Annotated in this window: 14 protein-coding genes; 5 read left to right on the forward strand and 9 right to left on the reverse strand. The window is 51.9% G+C overall.

Going from position 1 to position 16,072, the window contains the following annotated elements; genetic code table 11:
• Nucleotides 1-200 precede the first annotated feature (200 nt).
• From moeA to J0X00_RS05615, 3 genes are all read left to right on the forward strand, one after another.
• On the forward strand, nt 201-1,436 hold the full coding sequence (gene moeA, locus J0X00_RS05605; RefSeq protein ID WP_218562003.1) for a molybdopterin molybdotransferase MoeA: 1,236 nt from the start codon (nt 201-203) through the stop codon (nt 1,434-1,436).
• 8 nt (nt 1,437-1,444) lie between these two features.
• On the forward strand, nt 1,445-2,203 hold the full coding sequence (gene moeB / locus J0X00_RS05610) for a molybdopterin-synthase adenylyltransferase MoeB (RefSeq protein WP_218562115.1): 759 nt from the start codon (nt 1,445-1,447) through the stop codon (nt 2,201-2,203).
• A gap of 130 nt (nt 2,204-2,333) precedes the next feature.
• Complete coding sequence (locus J0X00_RS05615) at nt 2,334-3,176, forward strand: sulfurtransferase (protein ID WP_282476587.1); 843 nt, start codon at nt 2,334-2,336, stop codon at nt 3,174-3,176.
• Between the two features lie 175 nt (nt 3,177-3,351).
• On the opposite strand, the gene J0X00_RS05620 is transcribed toward J0X00_RS05615, so the two are convergent.
• From J0X00_RS05620 to J0X00_RS05630, 3 genes are all read right to left on the reverse strand, one after another.
• Nucleotides 3,352-5,247: a TRAP transporter fused permease subunit gene (locus tag J0X00_RS05620; protein ID WP_282476588.1), complete on the reverse strand. Its 1,896-nt coding sequence runs from the start codon at nt 5,245-5,247 to the stop codon at nt 3,352-3,354.
• A 58-nt stretch (nt 5,248-5,305) separates the two neighbouring features.
• Nucleotides 5,306-6,235: a TAXI family TRAP transporter solute-binding subunit gene (locus J0X00_RS05625; RefSeq protein WP_136485530.1), complete on the reverse strand. Its 930-nt coding sequence runs from the start codon at nt 6,233-6,235 to the stop codon at nt 5,306-5,308.
• 489 nt (nt 6,236-6,724) lie between these two features.
• Nucleotides 6,725-7,729 (reverse strand): sugar-binding transcriptional regulator, encoded by a 1,005-nt coding sequence (locus tag J0X00_RS05630; protein ID WP_218562005.1) that lies wholly within the window; start codon nt 7,727-7,729, stop codon nt 6,725-6,727.
• 466 nt (nt 7,730-8,195) lie between these two features.
• Here J0X00_RS05630 and tal point away from each other — a divergent pair, with 466 nt between their 5' ends.
• Both tal and tkt read left to right on the forward strand, forming a co-directional pair.
• The gene (gene tal, locus J0X00_RS05635; protein WP_282476589.1) at nt 8,196-9,146 is read left to right on the forward strand and encodes a transaldolase; all 951 of its coding nucleotides are present in this window, start codon (nt 8,196-8,198) and stop codon (nt 9,144-9,146) included.
• 86 nt (nt 9,147-9,232) lie between these two features.
• The gene (gene tkt / locus J0X00_RS05640) at nt 9,233-11,227 is read left to right on the forward strand and encodes a transketolase (protein WP_282476590.1); all 1,995 of its coding nucleotides are present in this window, start codon (nt 9,233-9,235) and stop codon (nt 11,225-11,227) included.
• A gap of 143 nt (nt 11,228-11,370) precedes the next feature.
• Here the strand turns inward: tkt and J0X00_RS05645 are convergent, their stop codons facing one another.
• The 6 genes from J0X00_RS05645 to J0X00_RS05670 all read right to left on the reverse strand — a co-directional run bounded on the left by J0X00_RS05645 (nt 11,371) and on the right by J0X00_RS05670 (nt 15,984).
• A complete protein-coding gene (locus J0X00_RS05645; RefSeq protein ID WP_282476591.1) occupies nt 11,371-12,405 on the reverse strand; it encodes a hypothetical protein in 1,035 nt (344 codons plus the stop codon).
• Between the two features lie 117 nt (nt 12,406-12,522).
• Entirely contained in the window at nt 12,523-13,254 is a 732-nt protein-coding gene (locus tag J0X00_RS05650) for a DUF1007 family protein (RefSeq protein WP_256611802.1), read from the reverse strand.
• Nucleotides 13,255-13,337: 83 nt separating this feature from the next.
• Entirely contained in the window at nt 13,338-14,216 is an 879-nt protein-coding gene (locus J0X00_RS05655; RefSeq protein ID WP_282476592.1) for a metal ABC transporter substrate-binding protein, read from the reverse strand.
• 10 nt (nt 14,217-14,226) lie between these two features.
• On the reverse strand, nt 14,227-15,093 hold the full coding sequence (locus J0X00_RS05660) for a metal ABC transporter permease (RefSeq protein ID WP_282476593.1): 867 nt from the start codon (nt 15,091-15,093) through the stop codon (nt 14,227-14,229).
• Nucleotides 15,074-15,802, reverse strand: a complete 729-nt coding sequence (locus J0X00_RS05665; protein WP_282476594.1) for a metal ABC transporter ATP-binding protein — start codon at nt 15,800-15,802, stop codon at nt 15,074-15,076. The genes J0X00_RS05660 and J0X00_RS05665 overlap by 20 nt, the downstream gene beginning before the upstream one ends.
• Nucleotides 15,799-15,984, reverse strand: a complete 186-nt coding sequence (locus J0X00_RS05670) for a hypothetical protein (RefSeq protein ID WP_218562011.1) — start codon at nt 15,982-15,984, stop codon at nt 15,799-15,801. The genes J0X00_RS05665 and J0X00_RS05670 overlap by 4 nt, the downstream gene beginning before the upstream one ends.
• Nucleotides 15,985-16,072 lie beyond the last annotated feature (88 nt).

Genomic DNA, 16,072 nt, shown 5'->3' on the forward strand with positions numbered 1-16,072 from the left:
ACGCAAGCCAGCTGTCATCAGCACTGCGGGACGGTTCTCAACCCCACAACGCTGAGTGATAGTTACCGTTGTAACGATAATTCACACTTTCACTAAAACGACGATTCTAAACCGTATGAATCGTACCAAGAGACAGTTTGTCGCCTGATGCCAGTTGTGTGCTAAAGTAGGCCGAAAATACAAGATGATAGGATTAAAACATGGGCTGTTGTGACGCACCCGGCTTAATGCCAATCGAAGATGCGATGGAGAAAATGCTGTCGCGTATCCAACCGATTCAGACCACGCAACGACTTCCGCTGCCGGATGCTCTGGGCTATGTGCTGGCTGAGGATATTCTCTCGCCAATCAATGTGCCCCCTTTTGATAACTCAGCCATGGACGGTTATGCCGTGCGTCGTTCAGAGCTGGCGCTGGGCCAGCCACTGACTGTGGCCGGAAAGTCTTTCGCAGGCCAGCCTTTTGACGGCGAGTGGCCGGCGATGAGCTGCGTGCGAATCATGACCGGGGCGCAAATCCCGCCGGGCTGTGATGCGGTTGTGATGCAGGAGCAGGCCAGCGTGACCAATGCAGGCGTCACCTTCAGCGTGAGAGATGTACCGCATAATGACAACATCCGCCCGACTGGAGACGACATTCATCATAATGACGTCGTGCTGAGCCGTGGTGCCCGTCTGACACCACGCGATATTCCAATGATTGCCACACTCGGCGTTAGCCAAATCACCGTTTACCAGAAACCTAAAGTGGCCTTTTTTTCAACCGGTGACGAGCTCAAGCCACTGGGTGAACCGCTGCAAGCTGGTCAAATCTACGACAGCAACCGTTACGGTATCAAACCTTTGATTGAGAACTTCGGATGCGAAGCGATTGATCTCGGCGCCATTCCTGACTGCCCGCAAACACTCAAAGCCACGTTTGAGAAAGCGCAAAGTCTGGCCGATGTGGTCGTTACTTCCGGCGGCGTCAGCGTCGGTGAAGCCGACTACACCAAAGATATCCTTGAGCAGTTGGGTGAAATCGGCTTCTGGAAACTGGCGATTAAGCCGGGTAAACCGTTCGCTTTCGGTTCGCTGCAAAACGCGTGGTTCTGTGGTCTGCCTGGTAACCCGGTTTCCGCCGTGTTAACCATGTACGTGTTAGTACAACCAATGCTGGCCAAACTGGCGGGGCATACCGAGTGGCAAGCGCCGCAATCCATTCCAGCCACAACGCGCACCACCTTTAAAAAAGCACCGGGCCGCACCGATTATCAGCGCGGGATTTACAGCATCGAAAACGGTCAGTTTTTCGTGGAGACCACAGGTAACCAGAGCTCAGGAGCCTTCCGCTCAATGAGCCTTGCTAATTGTTTCGTGGTACTGGAGCGTGAACGTGGCCGGGTCGAAGCCGGTGAAACCGTCAATATCCAGCTGTTTAACGCAACCCTATACTAGGAGCCATGGTGGACATTCTCAGCGATGCAGAGATGCTGCGCTACAACCGTCAAATCATCCTGAAACAGTTTGATTTTGAGGGTCAGGAAGCGCTCAAACAGAGTTCAGTGCTGATCCTAGGCGCCGGTGGGTTAGGCTGTGCCGCCGGCCAGTATCTGGCGACGGCCGGTATCGGTAAACTGACCCTGATTGACGATGATAAAGTTGAGCTCTCAAACCTGCAGCGCCAGGTACTGCACCATGACGCGGATATCGGCCGGCTTAAAGTAGAATCGGCCGCGCAGTCATTGCGCGAACTTAATCCGCACCTGATGGTGGATACTCTGGCCGAGCGACTCAATGATGAAGCGCTGCAAACGCTCATCACCCGTCACACACTAGTGCTGGATGCCTCAGATAACGTCGCGACCCGTAATCAACTTAACCGCCTTTGCTATCAGAGCAAAACCCCGCTCGTTTCCGGGGCCGCGATTCGTATGGAAGGTCAGGTCAGCGTCTTTACCTACCAGCAGGACGATGAACCCTGTTACCAATGCCTGAGTGCTTTGTTCGGCGATGCAGCTTTGAGCTGCGTCGAAGCAGGCGTGATGGCGCCGGTAGTGGGTATTATTGGCGCAGTGCAGGCTCTTGAGGCCATCAAAGTCATCGCCGGATATGGCCGTTCAGTGCAAGGCAAAATTCTGCTGCTCGACGCGATGACCATGTCATGGCGCGAAATGAAACTGATGAAGCAGCCTAGCTGCCCGGTGTGCGGCAGCCAGCCCTAACCTGCTCTCCATTCTAAACAGGCGCGCTATTAAGCGCCTGTTTTCATTTATTTCCAGCGTTGAATTGAGTACCCTCTAAAGGTCAACCCATTGCGGGCTCCTGGCCCGCGCTCAATAAGGAAAGCGTCGCATGTCTCCTCTTGTCACTCCGGCCTGGCTGGCCGAACGCCTTAATGACAAACGCACTGTCGTGCTAGATAGCAGTATCGATTTTCAAATTCCTGCTGAACCGGAAAAAGACAAAATCAACACAATCCCAGGTGCACGCCGTTTCGATTACGATAGCGTGTTCTGCGATCCTGATGCGAGTTTACCGCACATGATGCCAAGTGAAGCGCGTTTCAACCGCTTAGCGCAAGAGCTGGGAATTAATCAAGATTCGGTTCTGGTCGTGTATGACAACAGTGGTACGTTTGCCTCGCCACGGGCGTGGTGGATGTTCAAAGCATTCGGCCATAATGAGGTCTACATACTCGATGGTGGTCTGACTGAGTGGAAAACACAAGGTTACGCTGTCGCGCAAGAGTACGCTCAGTCAGCAGAAAAAGGCGATTTTAACCGCCCGCTCGACCCGGCTTACTTTGTTGATGCCGGTTACGTGCTGAGCAAACTCGATGATCCAGCCAGCCAAACAGTCGACGCCCGCTCTCATGCCCGCTTTTCCGGTCAGGTACCAGAGCCGCGTGCGGGTGTACGCAGCGGCCATATCCCGAATTCATGCTGTCTGCCATTCGCCGTACTGATGAACGGTCATAAGTTCAAACCAGTTGCCGAACTCAAGCCGATTTTGCAGCAGGCGTTGCCGCAATCAGCCGACGAATACCTGTTCAGTTGCGGATCAGGTGTCACCGCCTGTATTGTCCTCCTGGCTGCTGCGCTGTGTGGTTATCACAACCTGGCCGTGTACGACGGATCCTGGACTGAATGGGGTTCAAATCAAGACCTGCCGATTGGTACTTTGACATCAGAATAGCGTTGAAATAACAAGAGTTCTGAAATAGCAATAGCAATAAGCGCTGTAGCCATCGTTTCATCATCGGGTTGCACAAGCGATAAAAAAATGCCGTTCACTGGGTGAACGGCATTTATCTTTTATTTGGAGCATTGAACGAAATTAACCACGTTTAACGCGAACACTTACCCTGTTATCACGATGCGTGGGAAGCCGGTTGTTCAGGCTGACGGTAATTTAGCAGACATACCGCAACAATCACCACCAGTGCGGCAAGACGGTATATATCCGACAAAAACAGCACGCATAATGCCATGACCAACAACACGGCACGTTGCCAGCTATGCAGTGGCGAGAACAGACGACCTTCAATACCGCCGGCAAAGGCAACAAACAGACTGATGGTTGAAATAACCCCGATAGCAAAATGCACCGGTTCGCCATCAATCCAGATCAGGCCGGAAAATGCCATCATGGCCGGGATCAGGAAGAAGCCCTGCGCCAGTTTGAAGGCCTGCACTGCCGACTTCATCGGTGATGCATTGGCAATACCCGCCCCGGCAAAGGCAGCCAGCGCAATCGGTGGCGTCACGTTAGAAGTCTGCGACAACCAGAACACGATCATGTGTGCGGTCAACATACCCAGGCCGAAATCCATCAGCGCCGGAACAGCCATAATGGACAATACGATATAAGCAGCCGTTACCGGCAGGCCCATACCGAGAATGACCGCAGCCACTGCTATCAAAGCCAGCGCCGACCATAAATGGCCGCCCGACAACGCGATCAGAAACTGAGTAAATTGCAGACCGATACCGGTTTGACCGACCACACCCACCACGATACCCGCTGTCGCACAAGCCACCGAAATCGGAATCGCCATCAGCGCGCCCTCTTTCAGGCCTTCGACAAACAATTTAAAACTGATGCGGCTGTGTTTACGGGTCATCGCGGCAAGCAAAATAGCCACACAGCCGATAACACCCACCAACACCGGTGAATAGCTCATCATCAGCAGCGCCGTGATCAGAATCAGCGGTAGCAGATAGTGCCAGCCATCCTTGAGCACTTTAGAAATTTGCTCGGTGACAGTCATGCCCTGCAAACCAAGCTTACAGGCCATTAGGTGGACGTAAAGCAAGGTACAAGCGAAATAAAGGATTGCCGGTGCAATCGATACCAGCAAGATATCGCTGTACGGAATACCGGTAAACTGCGCCATAACAAACGCCCCGGCTCCCATAACCGGCGGCATGATCTGCCCACCAGTCGACGCCGCCGCTTCAATCCCTGCGGCCTGCTCCGGCTTGTAGCCAAGCTTTTTCATCATCGGGATGGTTAACGAGCCGGTGGTCACCGTGTTAGCAATTGCTGAACCGGAAATCGAGCCTAATGCCGCCGAAGCGACCACGCTCGCTTTCGCCGGGCCGCCGCGGTATTTACCGGCCACGGCAAACGCCATATCGATAAAGAACTGGCCTGCACCGGTCACTTGCAGGAAGGCGCCAAACAGGACAAAGATAAATACCACACCGGCTGCAATTGCCAGTGGCGCGCCGTATACCCCATTGGTGGAGTAAATATGGAAACGCACGATCTCTTCGATACTGAAGCCTTTACTGGCGACATTATCCGGCAGGACATCACCAAACATGGCGTACACCAGAAACAGTGCCGCGATCACTACCATCACCAGACCGACGGTACGCCGGGTGGCTTCGAGCAGCATCACAATCAGCACCACACCGGCGACCTGATCGACGGTGCCTAACCCATCGAGCAGAAAACTAATATCATCATAATCAAACAAGGCAATCTGAGTGGATGCCCAGCAGGTTGCGATCACCAGGCCAAGGTCAATTACCCGCCCCAGCAGGTAAACCGGCCGTGAGTGTCTGGCATTAAATGTGGGATAAACCATAAAGGCTATCGCGATAACCCAACTGACATGGACCGGACGAAACACCGGTGCGGAAAGCGTGGCAACGATACCTTGCCAAATTTGAAAGACCGATAAAGCGATAGCCGCTACAGCGGCTATCGAAAGTATCACGTCAGTAATTTTCTGGTTACCAGGATGAATTTGACTCATCACTTACTCCGTGTAACGTTACTTTGTTATCAGTAATCACTCGTGAATGACTGATAATTTACTTCTGTTGTTCCTGCAGAAATTTCATTGCGCCAGGGTGCAGAGGAACACCATCCAGCTTCGTCATGTTTTCAATGGTGGTGAACTTAGTCACGCCCAGCACCTGACGAATCTCATCGATGTGGTCAAATGCCGCTTTGGTCATCTGATACGCCATGTCTTCGCTCAGGTTTTTGTTCACAACCAGTACGTTCCATACCGCAGGCACTTTAAACGCAGGAACCTTGTTGTAAGCCTCTGCCGGCACATCCAGTTCCAGGTAAGAAGGATACGCAGCGGCAATCTTGGCCAGCTCTTCTTCGCTGAAGCTCAGGACACGAATATCACGCGTCAGCGCCAGTTCAGTAATCGCACCAACACCCACGCTGCCGACGATTACACCAGCATCGATCTGGTTGTTAGCAATCGCACTGGTGGTCGCAGTGTAGTTTAGAGACTGAGGCTTGATGTCATCTTCTGACACGCCCAGGGTGTTAAGAATATTAACCGCACTGACACGGGTACCTGAGCCAGGCGCACCCAGGGAAACGCGTTTGCCTTTCAGGTCAGCAACCGAATGAATGTCCGATTTGGCCGGTACAATGAACTGTACCGCGTTAGGATAAAGCGCAAACAGAACCGCAACGTCCATCTTACGCGGGAAAGGTTTCGTTCCTTCAAAGGCTTGCAGTACAACGTTACCCTGTGCAATACCGGCTAACTGCTTGTTGGTTGAAACCTTAATCGTGTTTTCGACAGAAGCCGCTGTCACTTCCGCACGCATGTTGAAATCAGGCAGGTTTTCACTCCAGATTTTTGCCAGCATGCCGCCCAGCGGGTAATAAGTACCACTCTGACTACCGGTGCCTATGGTGTAGTTTTCAGCCATGCTTGAAGCAGAAAAAACAACAGCCAACGCCAGTAGCCCATTCCTTAGTGCCTGGTACATAAAAGCTCCTTATTATATTAACGGTATTATTATTCCATTATGTTATGAAATGTATGGTGTGAAATAGCAAATGTGAGTTAGGTGAAATGAGAGTTGGATACGTAATTTACGCAAACTCTTAATCTTGGTTGATTCGTTTTCCTTAACTCCACTCAGTCGCTAATCTGTGGCAGAAACGTCATGCTAGGCATAAAGATCCCGGACTGAATTTACACCAATAACGATGAGATTTTTCAGTCTCCCTTTCCTGGAGAACTGCAATTTCGCGCTCATATTTATACAAAATGACCGAATTTTCAATCTTTTAAGCGCATGTTTGCATCTTGCCCCTGCAACATTCAGGTCGGAACGATAAAGGGCCGCTTCGGGTTTACACCCATAAAATCAAGCAATTAGAATGTATAATACTGTTCTATATATCAATAAATGGTGTGCCATTTTCGCCGCTACAAAACTGGCACAACGGCTATCACTTCACCGTCCGGTCAGTCAAAGCTGCGACTTTGTATCCAGACCGAACATTTGTTCATCGAGGTTTAATACGGTCAGCGCGTTACTGACACTGGTGGCGACCACATCCACCGCGCCGGTGCGCAGCGCGCCCAGCAGTGCAAGCGGTTTACTGTTTTCCGCCGCAATCGCGATCACCTCAGCGATACGCCGAAACTCTTCAATCCCCAAACCGATAATCCGGTCACTCATCACGGTGTCGGCGATTTGACCATGCACGTTAAAAAAATCATAGCCGGCAAAGTCCCCGACCACCCCCTGCTGTAAGCGCGACTGCACCACTTCATCGGGAGTAAACCAGCCCAAATCGACCATATAGCTGTTTTCACTCATATCACCGATCCCAACCAGTGCAATATCCGCTTTTCGCGCCAGATCCAGGGTCTGTTTCACCGTTTCATTTTGCATAAACGCCAGTTTCTGGGCGCGGTTTTCCGCATAAGCCGGAGCATAGAGGGTTTCTGAGGTACCACCGTATTTCTTCGCCATCTGGCGACAAATATGGTCGGCATTGAACATACCGCCGCGCGGGTGAATACCACCAATACTGCAGACAAACTTACAATCGCGTGGCGTGATCACGCCGATGTGATGGGCGACCGCCGACACGTTACGCCCCTGACCGATACTGACCACCATACCATTTTTCAAAGTACTGTTGAGATAACTCGATACCAGTCCAGATACCTGCTGACGCTGTAACTCTTCTGTGGGCTGATCCAGCGCGACCAGGGCACGTTTAACGCCAAAGCGTTCTATCAGGCGCTGCTCAATTTTGGCGCTGAATACCGGGTGATACTTCACGGTGATCTCAACAATGCCCTCATCGCGCGCCTGTTTCAGCATCCGCCCTACCTTGGCACGTGAAATCGAAAATTTTCTCGAAATCTCTTCCTGAGTCGCACCGTCCTGATAATACGCGACGGCGACTTCGGTCAATAAATCACTGCTTTCAGACGAAATATCCTGGCTGGAACTGCTCATACCCGCTTACCCTTTTGTATAACCTTGATGATGTATGTGGTCATAATGCCGCTGTGGCGCAGCATCTGCTCATGGGTATAGCATATGTCAGGACACAATAGACATGCAACATTTGCTCACTATGGTTACATTTTCTCACCCTAAAGCGTGCGCTCTTTTTCATCACTCCAGGGCCGCTGCCGATCAGGCAAACGTTTCTTTTCTGGCTTGATCCAGCGCTGTGTAAAATAACTCGTCAAAACCCCTCACAATAGCCAAATCCCGATTGATTATTTAGGCCGGATACGTTAAATATGGGTACATCATTTACTCAACGAACGAGCAAATGTTCATTGCAGTTGCTCGGTCGCTGGAAAACATTGAGTTAGTCATAAGAAGTGACGTCAGAACGTGGCGCTGCGCTTAACTAACCCGCTTGCACCTGCCAGTTTTTGCTGGCTAGCCGAAAAGAAATAGGATGATCGAAATGAGCAACAAATTAGAGCAACTACGTAAACTAACGACTGTTGTCGCGGACACAGGTGAAATTGACGCAATCAAAAAGTACCAGCCTGAAGATGCAACAACCAACCCTTCTCTAATTCTTAAAGCCGCTCAAATTGCAGAATATGCACCTCTGATTGATCAAGCGATCGAATACGCAAAATCACAAACCAGCGACAAAGCAGAGCAAGTACAAGAAGCTTGTGACATGCTGGCAGTGAACATCGGTAAAGAGATCCTGAAAACTATCCCTGGCCGTATCTCTACAGAAGTTGACGCACGTCTGTCTTACGACACTGAAGGCAGCATCGAGAAAGCACGTAAACTGATCAAAATGTACAACGATGCAGGCATCAGCAACGACCGCATCCTGATCAAACTGGCTTCTACCTGGGAAGGTATCCGTGCTGCTGAAGTACTGGAAAAAGAAGGCATCAACTGTAACCTGACCCTGCTGTTCTCATTTGCTCAGGCTCGTGCTTGTGCAGAAGCTGGCGTATTCCTGATCTCTCCATTCGTAGGCCGTATCATGGACTGGTACAAAGCGAAAGAAGGTCGTAATTTCGAAGCTCAGGAAGATCCGGGCGTACTGTCTGTATCTAACATCTACAACTACTACAAACAGCACGGTTACAACACAGTTGTGATGGGCGCAAGCTTCCGTAACATCGGCGAGATCCTGGAACTGGCTGGCTGTGACCGCCTGACTATCTCTCCACAGCTGCTGGCTGATCTGGAAGCGGCTGAAGGTGTGGTTGAAGAGAAACTGGTTGCGACCACTGAACTGCAAGAGCGTCCGGCAGCCATGAACCACTCTGAGTTCCTGTGGGAGCACAACCTGGACCCAATGGCGGTAGAAAAACTGGCTGAAGGTATCCGTAACTTCGCAGTAGACCAGGGCAAACTGGAAGCGATGATCGAAGCGAAGCTTTAATCAGCCAAACTGAATCCCATTAGGGGAAGCGCCCGCTTCCCCTAATCATTTCTGACTTTAAAATCCTAACGATTACGGAATCTATTATGAACCGCAAACAACTGGCTAACGCAATCCGCGCGCTGAGCATGGATGGTGTACAACAGGCTAACTCTGGTCACCCAGGCGCCCCGATGGGGATGGCTGACATCGCTGAAGTGCTGTGGCGCAGTCACCTGAACCACAACCCGCAAAACCCGAACTGGGCTGACCGTGACCGCTTCGTGCTGTCCAATGGCCACGGCTCTATGCTGATCTACTCTCTGCTGCACCTGAGTGGCTACGAGCTGTCAATCGACGACCTGAAAAACTTCCGTCAGCTGCACTCGAAAACCCCGGGTCACCCTGAATACGGTTACGCACCAGGCATTGAGACCACCACAGGTCCGCTGGGTCAGGGTATCACTAACGCCGTGGGTATGGCGATTGCGGAAAAAGCGCTGGCCGCGCAGTTCAATAAAGAAGGTCACGACATCGTTGACCACTTTACTTATGCCTTCCTGGGCGACGGCTGTCTGATGGAAGGCATCTCGCACGAAGCATGTTCTCTGGCCGGTACGCTCGGTCTGGGCAAACTGATTGCCTTCTGGGATGACAACGGCATCTCTATCGACGGTCACGTTGAAGGCTGGTTCTCTGACGATACGCCAAAACGTTTCGAAGCATACGGCTGGCACGTTATCCCGGCAGTAGACGGTCACGATCCAGAAGCGATTAATGCCGCTATCGAAGCCGCACAGGCGGAAACCGGTCGTCCGACCCTGATCTGTACCAAGACCATCATCGGTTTTGGTTCACCAAACAAAGCCGGCTCACACGACTGTCACGGCGCTCCGCTGGGCGCAGACGAAATCAAAGCTGCGCGTGAATTCCTGGGTTGGGAATACGGCGCGTTTGAAATCCCGGCCGATATCTACGCCGAGTGGGATGCCAAAGAAGCCGGCGCAGCCAAAGAAGCCGCCTGGAATGAAAAATTTGCAGCCTACGCTGAGGCTTACCCGGCCGAAGCGGCGGAATACCAGCGCCGCATGGCCGGTGATCTGCCGGCTGACTGGGAACAAGTGACCAGCGCAGTGATTGCTGATCTGCAAGCCAATCCGGCCAACATCGCGTCACGTAAAGCGTCCCAAAACGCGCTGGAAGCGTTCGGTAAGATCCTGCCTGAATTCATGGGCGGCTCAGCCGACCTGGCTCCGTCTAACCTGACCATGTGGTCTGGCTCTAAGTCGCTGACTCACGAAGATTTCGCCGGAAACTACATCCACTATGGTGTACGTGAATTCGGTATGACCGCCATCATCAACGGTATTGCCCTGCACGGTGGTTTCGTGCCTTACGGCGCGACTTTCCTGATGTTCATGGAATACGCACGTAACGCGATGCGTATGGCGGCGCTGATGAAGATTCAGAACATCCAGGTCTACACTCACGACTCCATCGGTCTGGGTGAAGATGGCCCGACTCACCAACCGGTCGAGCAAGTAGCGTCACTGCGTCTGACACCAAACATGAGCACGTGGCGTCCATGTGACCAGGTCGAATCTGCGGTCGCGTGGAAACTGGCTATCGAGCGTAAAGATGCGCCATCGGCGCTGATCTTCTCGCGTCAGAACCTGGCTCAGCAAGCGCGCAGCGCGCAGCAAGTGGCGGACATCGCCAAAGGCGGTTATATCCTGCAAGATTGTGCCGGCAAACCTGAGCTGATCCTGATCGCGACCGGCTCTGAAGTAGAACTGACCGTACAAGCCGCAGCGCAACTGACTGCCGCAGGTAAGCAGGTTCGCGTGGTGTCTATGCCATCGACTGATACCTTCGACAAGCAGGATGCGGCTTACCGTGAAGCGGTACTGCCATCAGACGTCACGGCACGTATCGCGGTTGAAGCGGGCATCGCAGACTTCTGGTACAAGTACGTCGGCTTTGGCGGTCGTATCATCGGTATGACTACTTTCGGTGAATCTGCACCAGCGGGCGAGCTGTTCAAGATGTTCGGCTTCACGGCGGAAAACGTGGTCAATACGGCGAACGAACTGCTGGCGTAAGCCGGGTTTGATCCTGTCTTAGGATGGGACAAGCAAATGAAAACCAAGGCCCTGCTCACTGAGCAGGGCCTTTTTAGTTTATGACGCTCACTCTTCGCGCAACGTTACTTTTACGCCAAATCACGTTTACGCAAGGTCACTTGCTACAAAAAAAGCGGCGATACACCGTACCCCGGCATTTCGATCAGCAGTAGTCCCATTGCCAGCAGCAATAAGCCCGCGATACTTTTCAGCATCGTCATCACTACCCTGCTCTTTCCCGGGTCTATCCGACTGTAAAATTGCACCACACTGCGTCCTGTCACCGTTAAAAACGCGATCACTGAGGTGGTCAGCGCCGTTCCCAAAGACATCACAAAACTGCCCGCGACACCAACCCAATACAGATTGGCGAGATGAGCAAAAAATAGAACCAGAATCGCACCAGAGCACGGACGTAATCCGATACTGATGATAATCGCTGCGTATTCACGCCAGCCATTTGCCCGGTTGAGCTCCTCTGCATCCGCACCATGTTTGTGTCCGCAGCCACAGTCGTGATGGTGGTCATTATGATGATGATCGTCGTGATGAGGGTGATCGTGGTGATGAGGGTAATCGTGGTAATGGCTCTCCTGATGAACACGCGGCGACCGAGAGCCGAGCAACGATGTCAATGCTGCCAGCAACAGATAGACGCCAAGCGCCACCACAAACACGCCACTCAGCTCGATAAAATCGGATACAGTCGCATTCAGCTGATGCATGGTCTGATGCAGCACAAACAAAAACACACTGACCAATAGTACTGCAACCAAGCCCTGTAACAGCGCCGCGGCAATCGTGATATAGATTCCGGTACGCAGCTTAGTGGCATGAGTCGCCAGATAGGTGCTGACCACCACTTTACCGTGTCCGGGACCAAGCGCATGTAACACGCCGTACAATAGGCAGACGGCGAGAATCATCGCCTTGGCGTGCAGACCCGGCAAATAGAACTGCTCACTCAGATAGTCGAGGGACGCCTTTTGCCAATGCAGGCTCTGTACCAGGATTTGTGGCCAAAAATGCCACAGTAATGCGCCCAGGGCTAGCAACACACCCAGCACCAGCGCACCGTTCAACCATGGATTGAGTCTGGAGTTTACTTTCTCTGCCCCCTGCGCTGCGGACGTTCGCTTGGTTTGTTCAAACGACATGAGATATTTCTCCCTTACTTTTGTAATCATAAGCTTTTCTGGACCATAAGCTTTCCTTACCATAAAAAGTACCGGCTGGTTTTTGACTAACCTTGTTATTGCCAGCTCAGGCTTGTATTAACTCTGGGCCTTACAGCTCAGTTCGAGTGTCTGGGTAAAAAGTTGACCGAGTTTATTGTCAGGATCAGCATCCATCGGTAGCGACATGGCGTAGCTTATTTGAGCTGAAGTCGGATTCGGCTCGACCAGCTTCTGCTGACAATGATCCTGTAACCTCGGGGCGAAGCTGATGTCATGGCTGTCTTTCCATGACATATCAACGTAGTAAGTCGGGTCAAAAATTTTCAGGGTGAGTTTGTGCCCGTTGAGAGGATAAGGCTTGGCCAGTGGCAAGCTAAAACTCAACGTGGCTTTACCTTTCGCAGTGCTCAGTTGGCCGGTATCAACCGATTGATAACGAATCGGCGTCTGATTATCGTAGAAATAGGTAAAGTAGTGCTGCGATAACATGTTCGTCATCACAGATGCCGCCAGTTTGTGCAGCGTTTTTTCCTGCTGCGCCGGAGACATATCCTCGCCGTCAAACAAGTAGGCGGTGGTCATGGCATCAAAGGTCCATTCCATTTTCAGCCCGGTAATGGCCTGGTCACTGCCTAATATCCGGGTTTTGATATCAATCCATGAATGGGGATGCGCACGGCAAGGGAGTGCAATCAGCAAGGTCAACAAACCGGACACCAGCAGCCGCTTATTGCCAACGGCGCCGGGTAACGTTTTGCACACAGACAGAAAATACATAGCTTCGCCCGTCATCAGAGAGCTGGCAGTATCACTAAACATACCAGACATAGAACATATCAGGCAGAGACCTTATCGGATCTCTGCCCGGTAATGATATTTACGCAAACACAGTCGGAAACATGCGCTCAGACTTACTTCATGCTGTCGGCCATTACTGTCACGTTGTGTTTGAATGCCTCCAGATAAGTATCAGCGTCACCGCCTTTAGCCGTTAACGCTTCCGGATAGAGTTCACCGCCCGCTTTCGCTCCGGTTGCAGTTGCAATCTGTTTAACCAGACGTGGATCCGTTTGATTTTCAATAAAGTAAGCGTGAATGTGCTGTGATTTAATCTGACTGATCAGTTCGGCCACCTGCTTCGCACTGGCTTCCGACTCCGTAGAAAAGCCCTGCGGTGACAGGAAGGTCACGCCATACTCGGCACCAAAATAGCCGAATGCGTCGTGACTGGTCAGCACTTTACGTCCCTCTTCAGACACGGATGCAAAACGGGCTTTAGCCCAATGATCCAGCTTGGTCAGTTGTTCGATATAATCACTGCCGCGCTGTTCAAAATAGTCGGCATCCTGCGGGTCAGCCGCTTTAAGCGCATCCGTCACATTACGCGCGTAGATAGCACCGTTCGCCGCGCTGTTCCAGGCATGCGGGTCTGTGACCACCTCGCCGTCTTCCTGCATGGTCCGGCTCTGAACCCCATCAGATGCGACAATGAGCGGCCCCTTGTATCCCGAAGCGGTCACCAGACGATCCATCCAGCCTTCCAGACCCAGTCCGCTCATAAACACCACATCAGCCTGATTAAGTTTCACGCTGTCTTGCGGGCTAGGAACAAAGGTATGCGGATCACCATCCGGCCCCACCAGAGCTGACACGGTGACATGATCGCCGCCCACTTGTTTTACAATATCAGCCAGCACAGAAAAACTTGCCACGGTATCCACCGTTTTTGCCATTGCGGAACTGCTCAGTGCCAATAGCAGAGAACAACCGGCTGCTTGCCAAACTTTCATCTATTACTCCTTAATTTGAATACACCATCGATTTTGATCGGGTAAAAATGCCTTTCTGAGAGCCAAAAAGAACGGAAAAAAGAAACACCGCGGTCGCCGTCAGCACAATGGCCGGTCCGGCCGGAATCGACTGGTACCAGGACCAGGCCAGTCCGATGACTGAACTGAGCATTCCGAGCAGTACCGCGACTAACAGCATTACGCTCAGTCTGTTGGTCCAACAGCGAGCGGCGATGGCCGGCAGCATCATCAGACCAACCGTCATCAGGGTGCCCAACACCTGAAAACCGGCGACCAGATTGAGCACCACCAGCGCCATAAACAGACCATGCATCAGCAACGAGAAGGAGCGCGAATGCATGGTAAAGAAGCTTGCATTGAACGATTCGAACACGATGCCGCGATACAGCAGAGCAATAACCAGCAAAGTAAAACTGCTGATTGCGCCAATAAACATCAAAGAATCTGCGTCAACGGCAAGCAGTGAACCAAACAGTAAGTGGAGTAAGTCCACACCATTGCTGCGCAGTGACACCAGGGTAACGCCCAGTGCCAGTGAACCCAGATAGAGACCGGCAAAAGCAGAGTCTTCCTGCAAACGGGTCATTTTGCTGATCCAGCCTGATGCCATCGCCACCACCAAACCGGCAATAAATCCGCCCAGCCCCATCGCAAGCAGCGACATTCCCGAAAACAGGTAACCCACAGCGACACCGGGCAATACCGCATGAGACAAGGCATCGCCGACCAGACTCATACGGCGCAACAGCAAAAACACGCCGAGCGGAGCCAGGCTGAGTGATAACGCCAGGCAGGCCACCAGAGAGCGGCGCATAAAGCCGTACTGGATGAAGGCATCAATGATGTGTGTGCTCATACAAGCTCTCCTGATGAAACAGAGGAATGACCACACCGTCAGAACCGTATCTTTGCTCTGTCAGTAATTCATCAGTGGCTCCCCATCTGACCTGATCCGGCATTATCAGCAGCAGTTGAGGGAAATAGCGTCGCACCAGAGTGACATCATGCAGCACCGCTATCACTGTTTTACCCTGTTGGTTTAACGTAAGCATAAGCTGCAGCAATATCTGTTGCGTGGCCTGATCGATACCGGCAAAAGGTTCATCCATCATCATCACATCTGCATCCTGAACCAACATGCGCGCAAACAACATGCGCTGAAACTGACCGCCGGACAGTTCACCTATCGTACGTGCAGCCAGATCACCAATCCCAACGTCAGTCAAAGCCCGTTCAATTCGGATGTGGTTATCTTGCCCCAGAGCCTTACTTATACCTTGTTTGGGCCAGCATCCCATGGCGACCACCTCATACACACTGATGGGGAAATCATTATCCATTTCGGCACGCTGGGGTAACCAGGCGATGTGAGACATGCAAGCTGCAGCATCCAAACGGCCGGAAACCGGCGATTGCAAACCACATAAGGTTTTGACCAACGTCGACTTACCAGCTCCGTTCGGCCCCATAATGGCGGTCAGGGATCCCGGCTTAAACCGGCCACTGACCGGCAGCGTCACGGCTTGCCCGCGATAACCCACCACCAACTGATCCAGTGTCATCATGGCAGCAGTACCGCCCAGTAAATCGATAACCAGAGTGCCGTCAGCACAATGCCAGCCAAACCGATGCGAACTTGGGCCGACAGCAATAACAAACGCCTTCCTTGCAGCGCTGGTTGACTTTGTGAAACCGACAAGAGCGCTTTAACAGGAGTTCGCGCTATCTCTCCAACCACAGACTTCATAACGATAATTCCGTAACAACCCTAACAACTATTAATGTTATAACATAACAAATTATCACTTAGAAACAGTTTTTTACATTTCGAGTCA

Source organism: Vibrio sp. ABG19 (assembly GCF_029962385.1).
GTDB lineage: Bacteria > Pseudomonadota > Gammaproteobacteria > Enterobacterales > Vibrionaceae > Vibrio > Vibrio ostreae.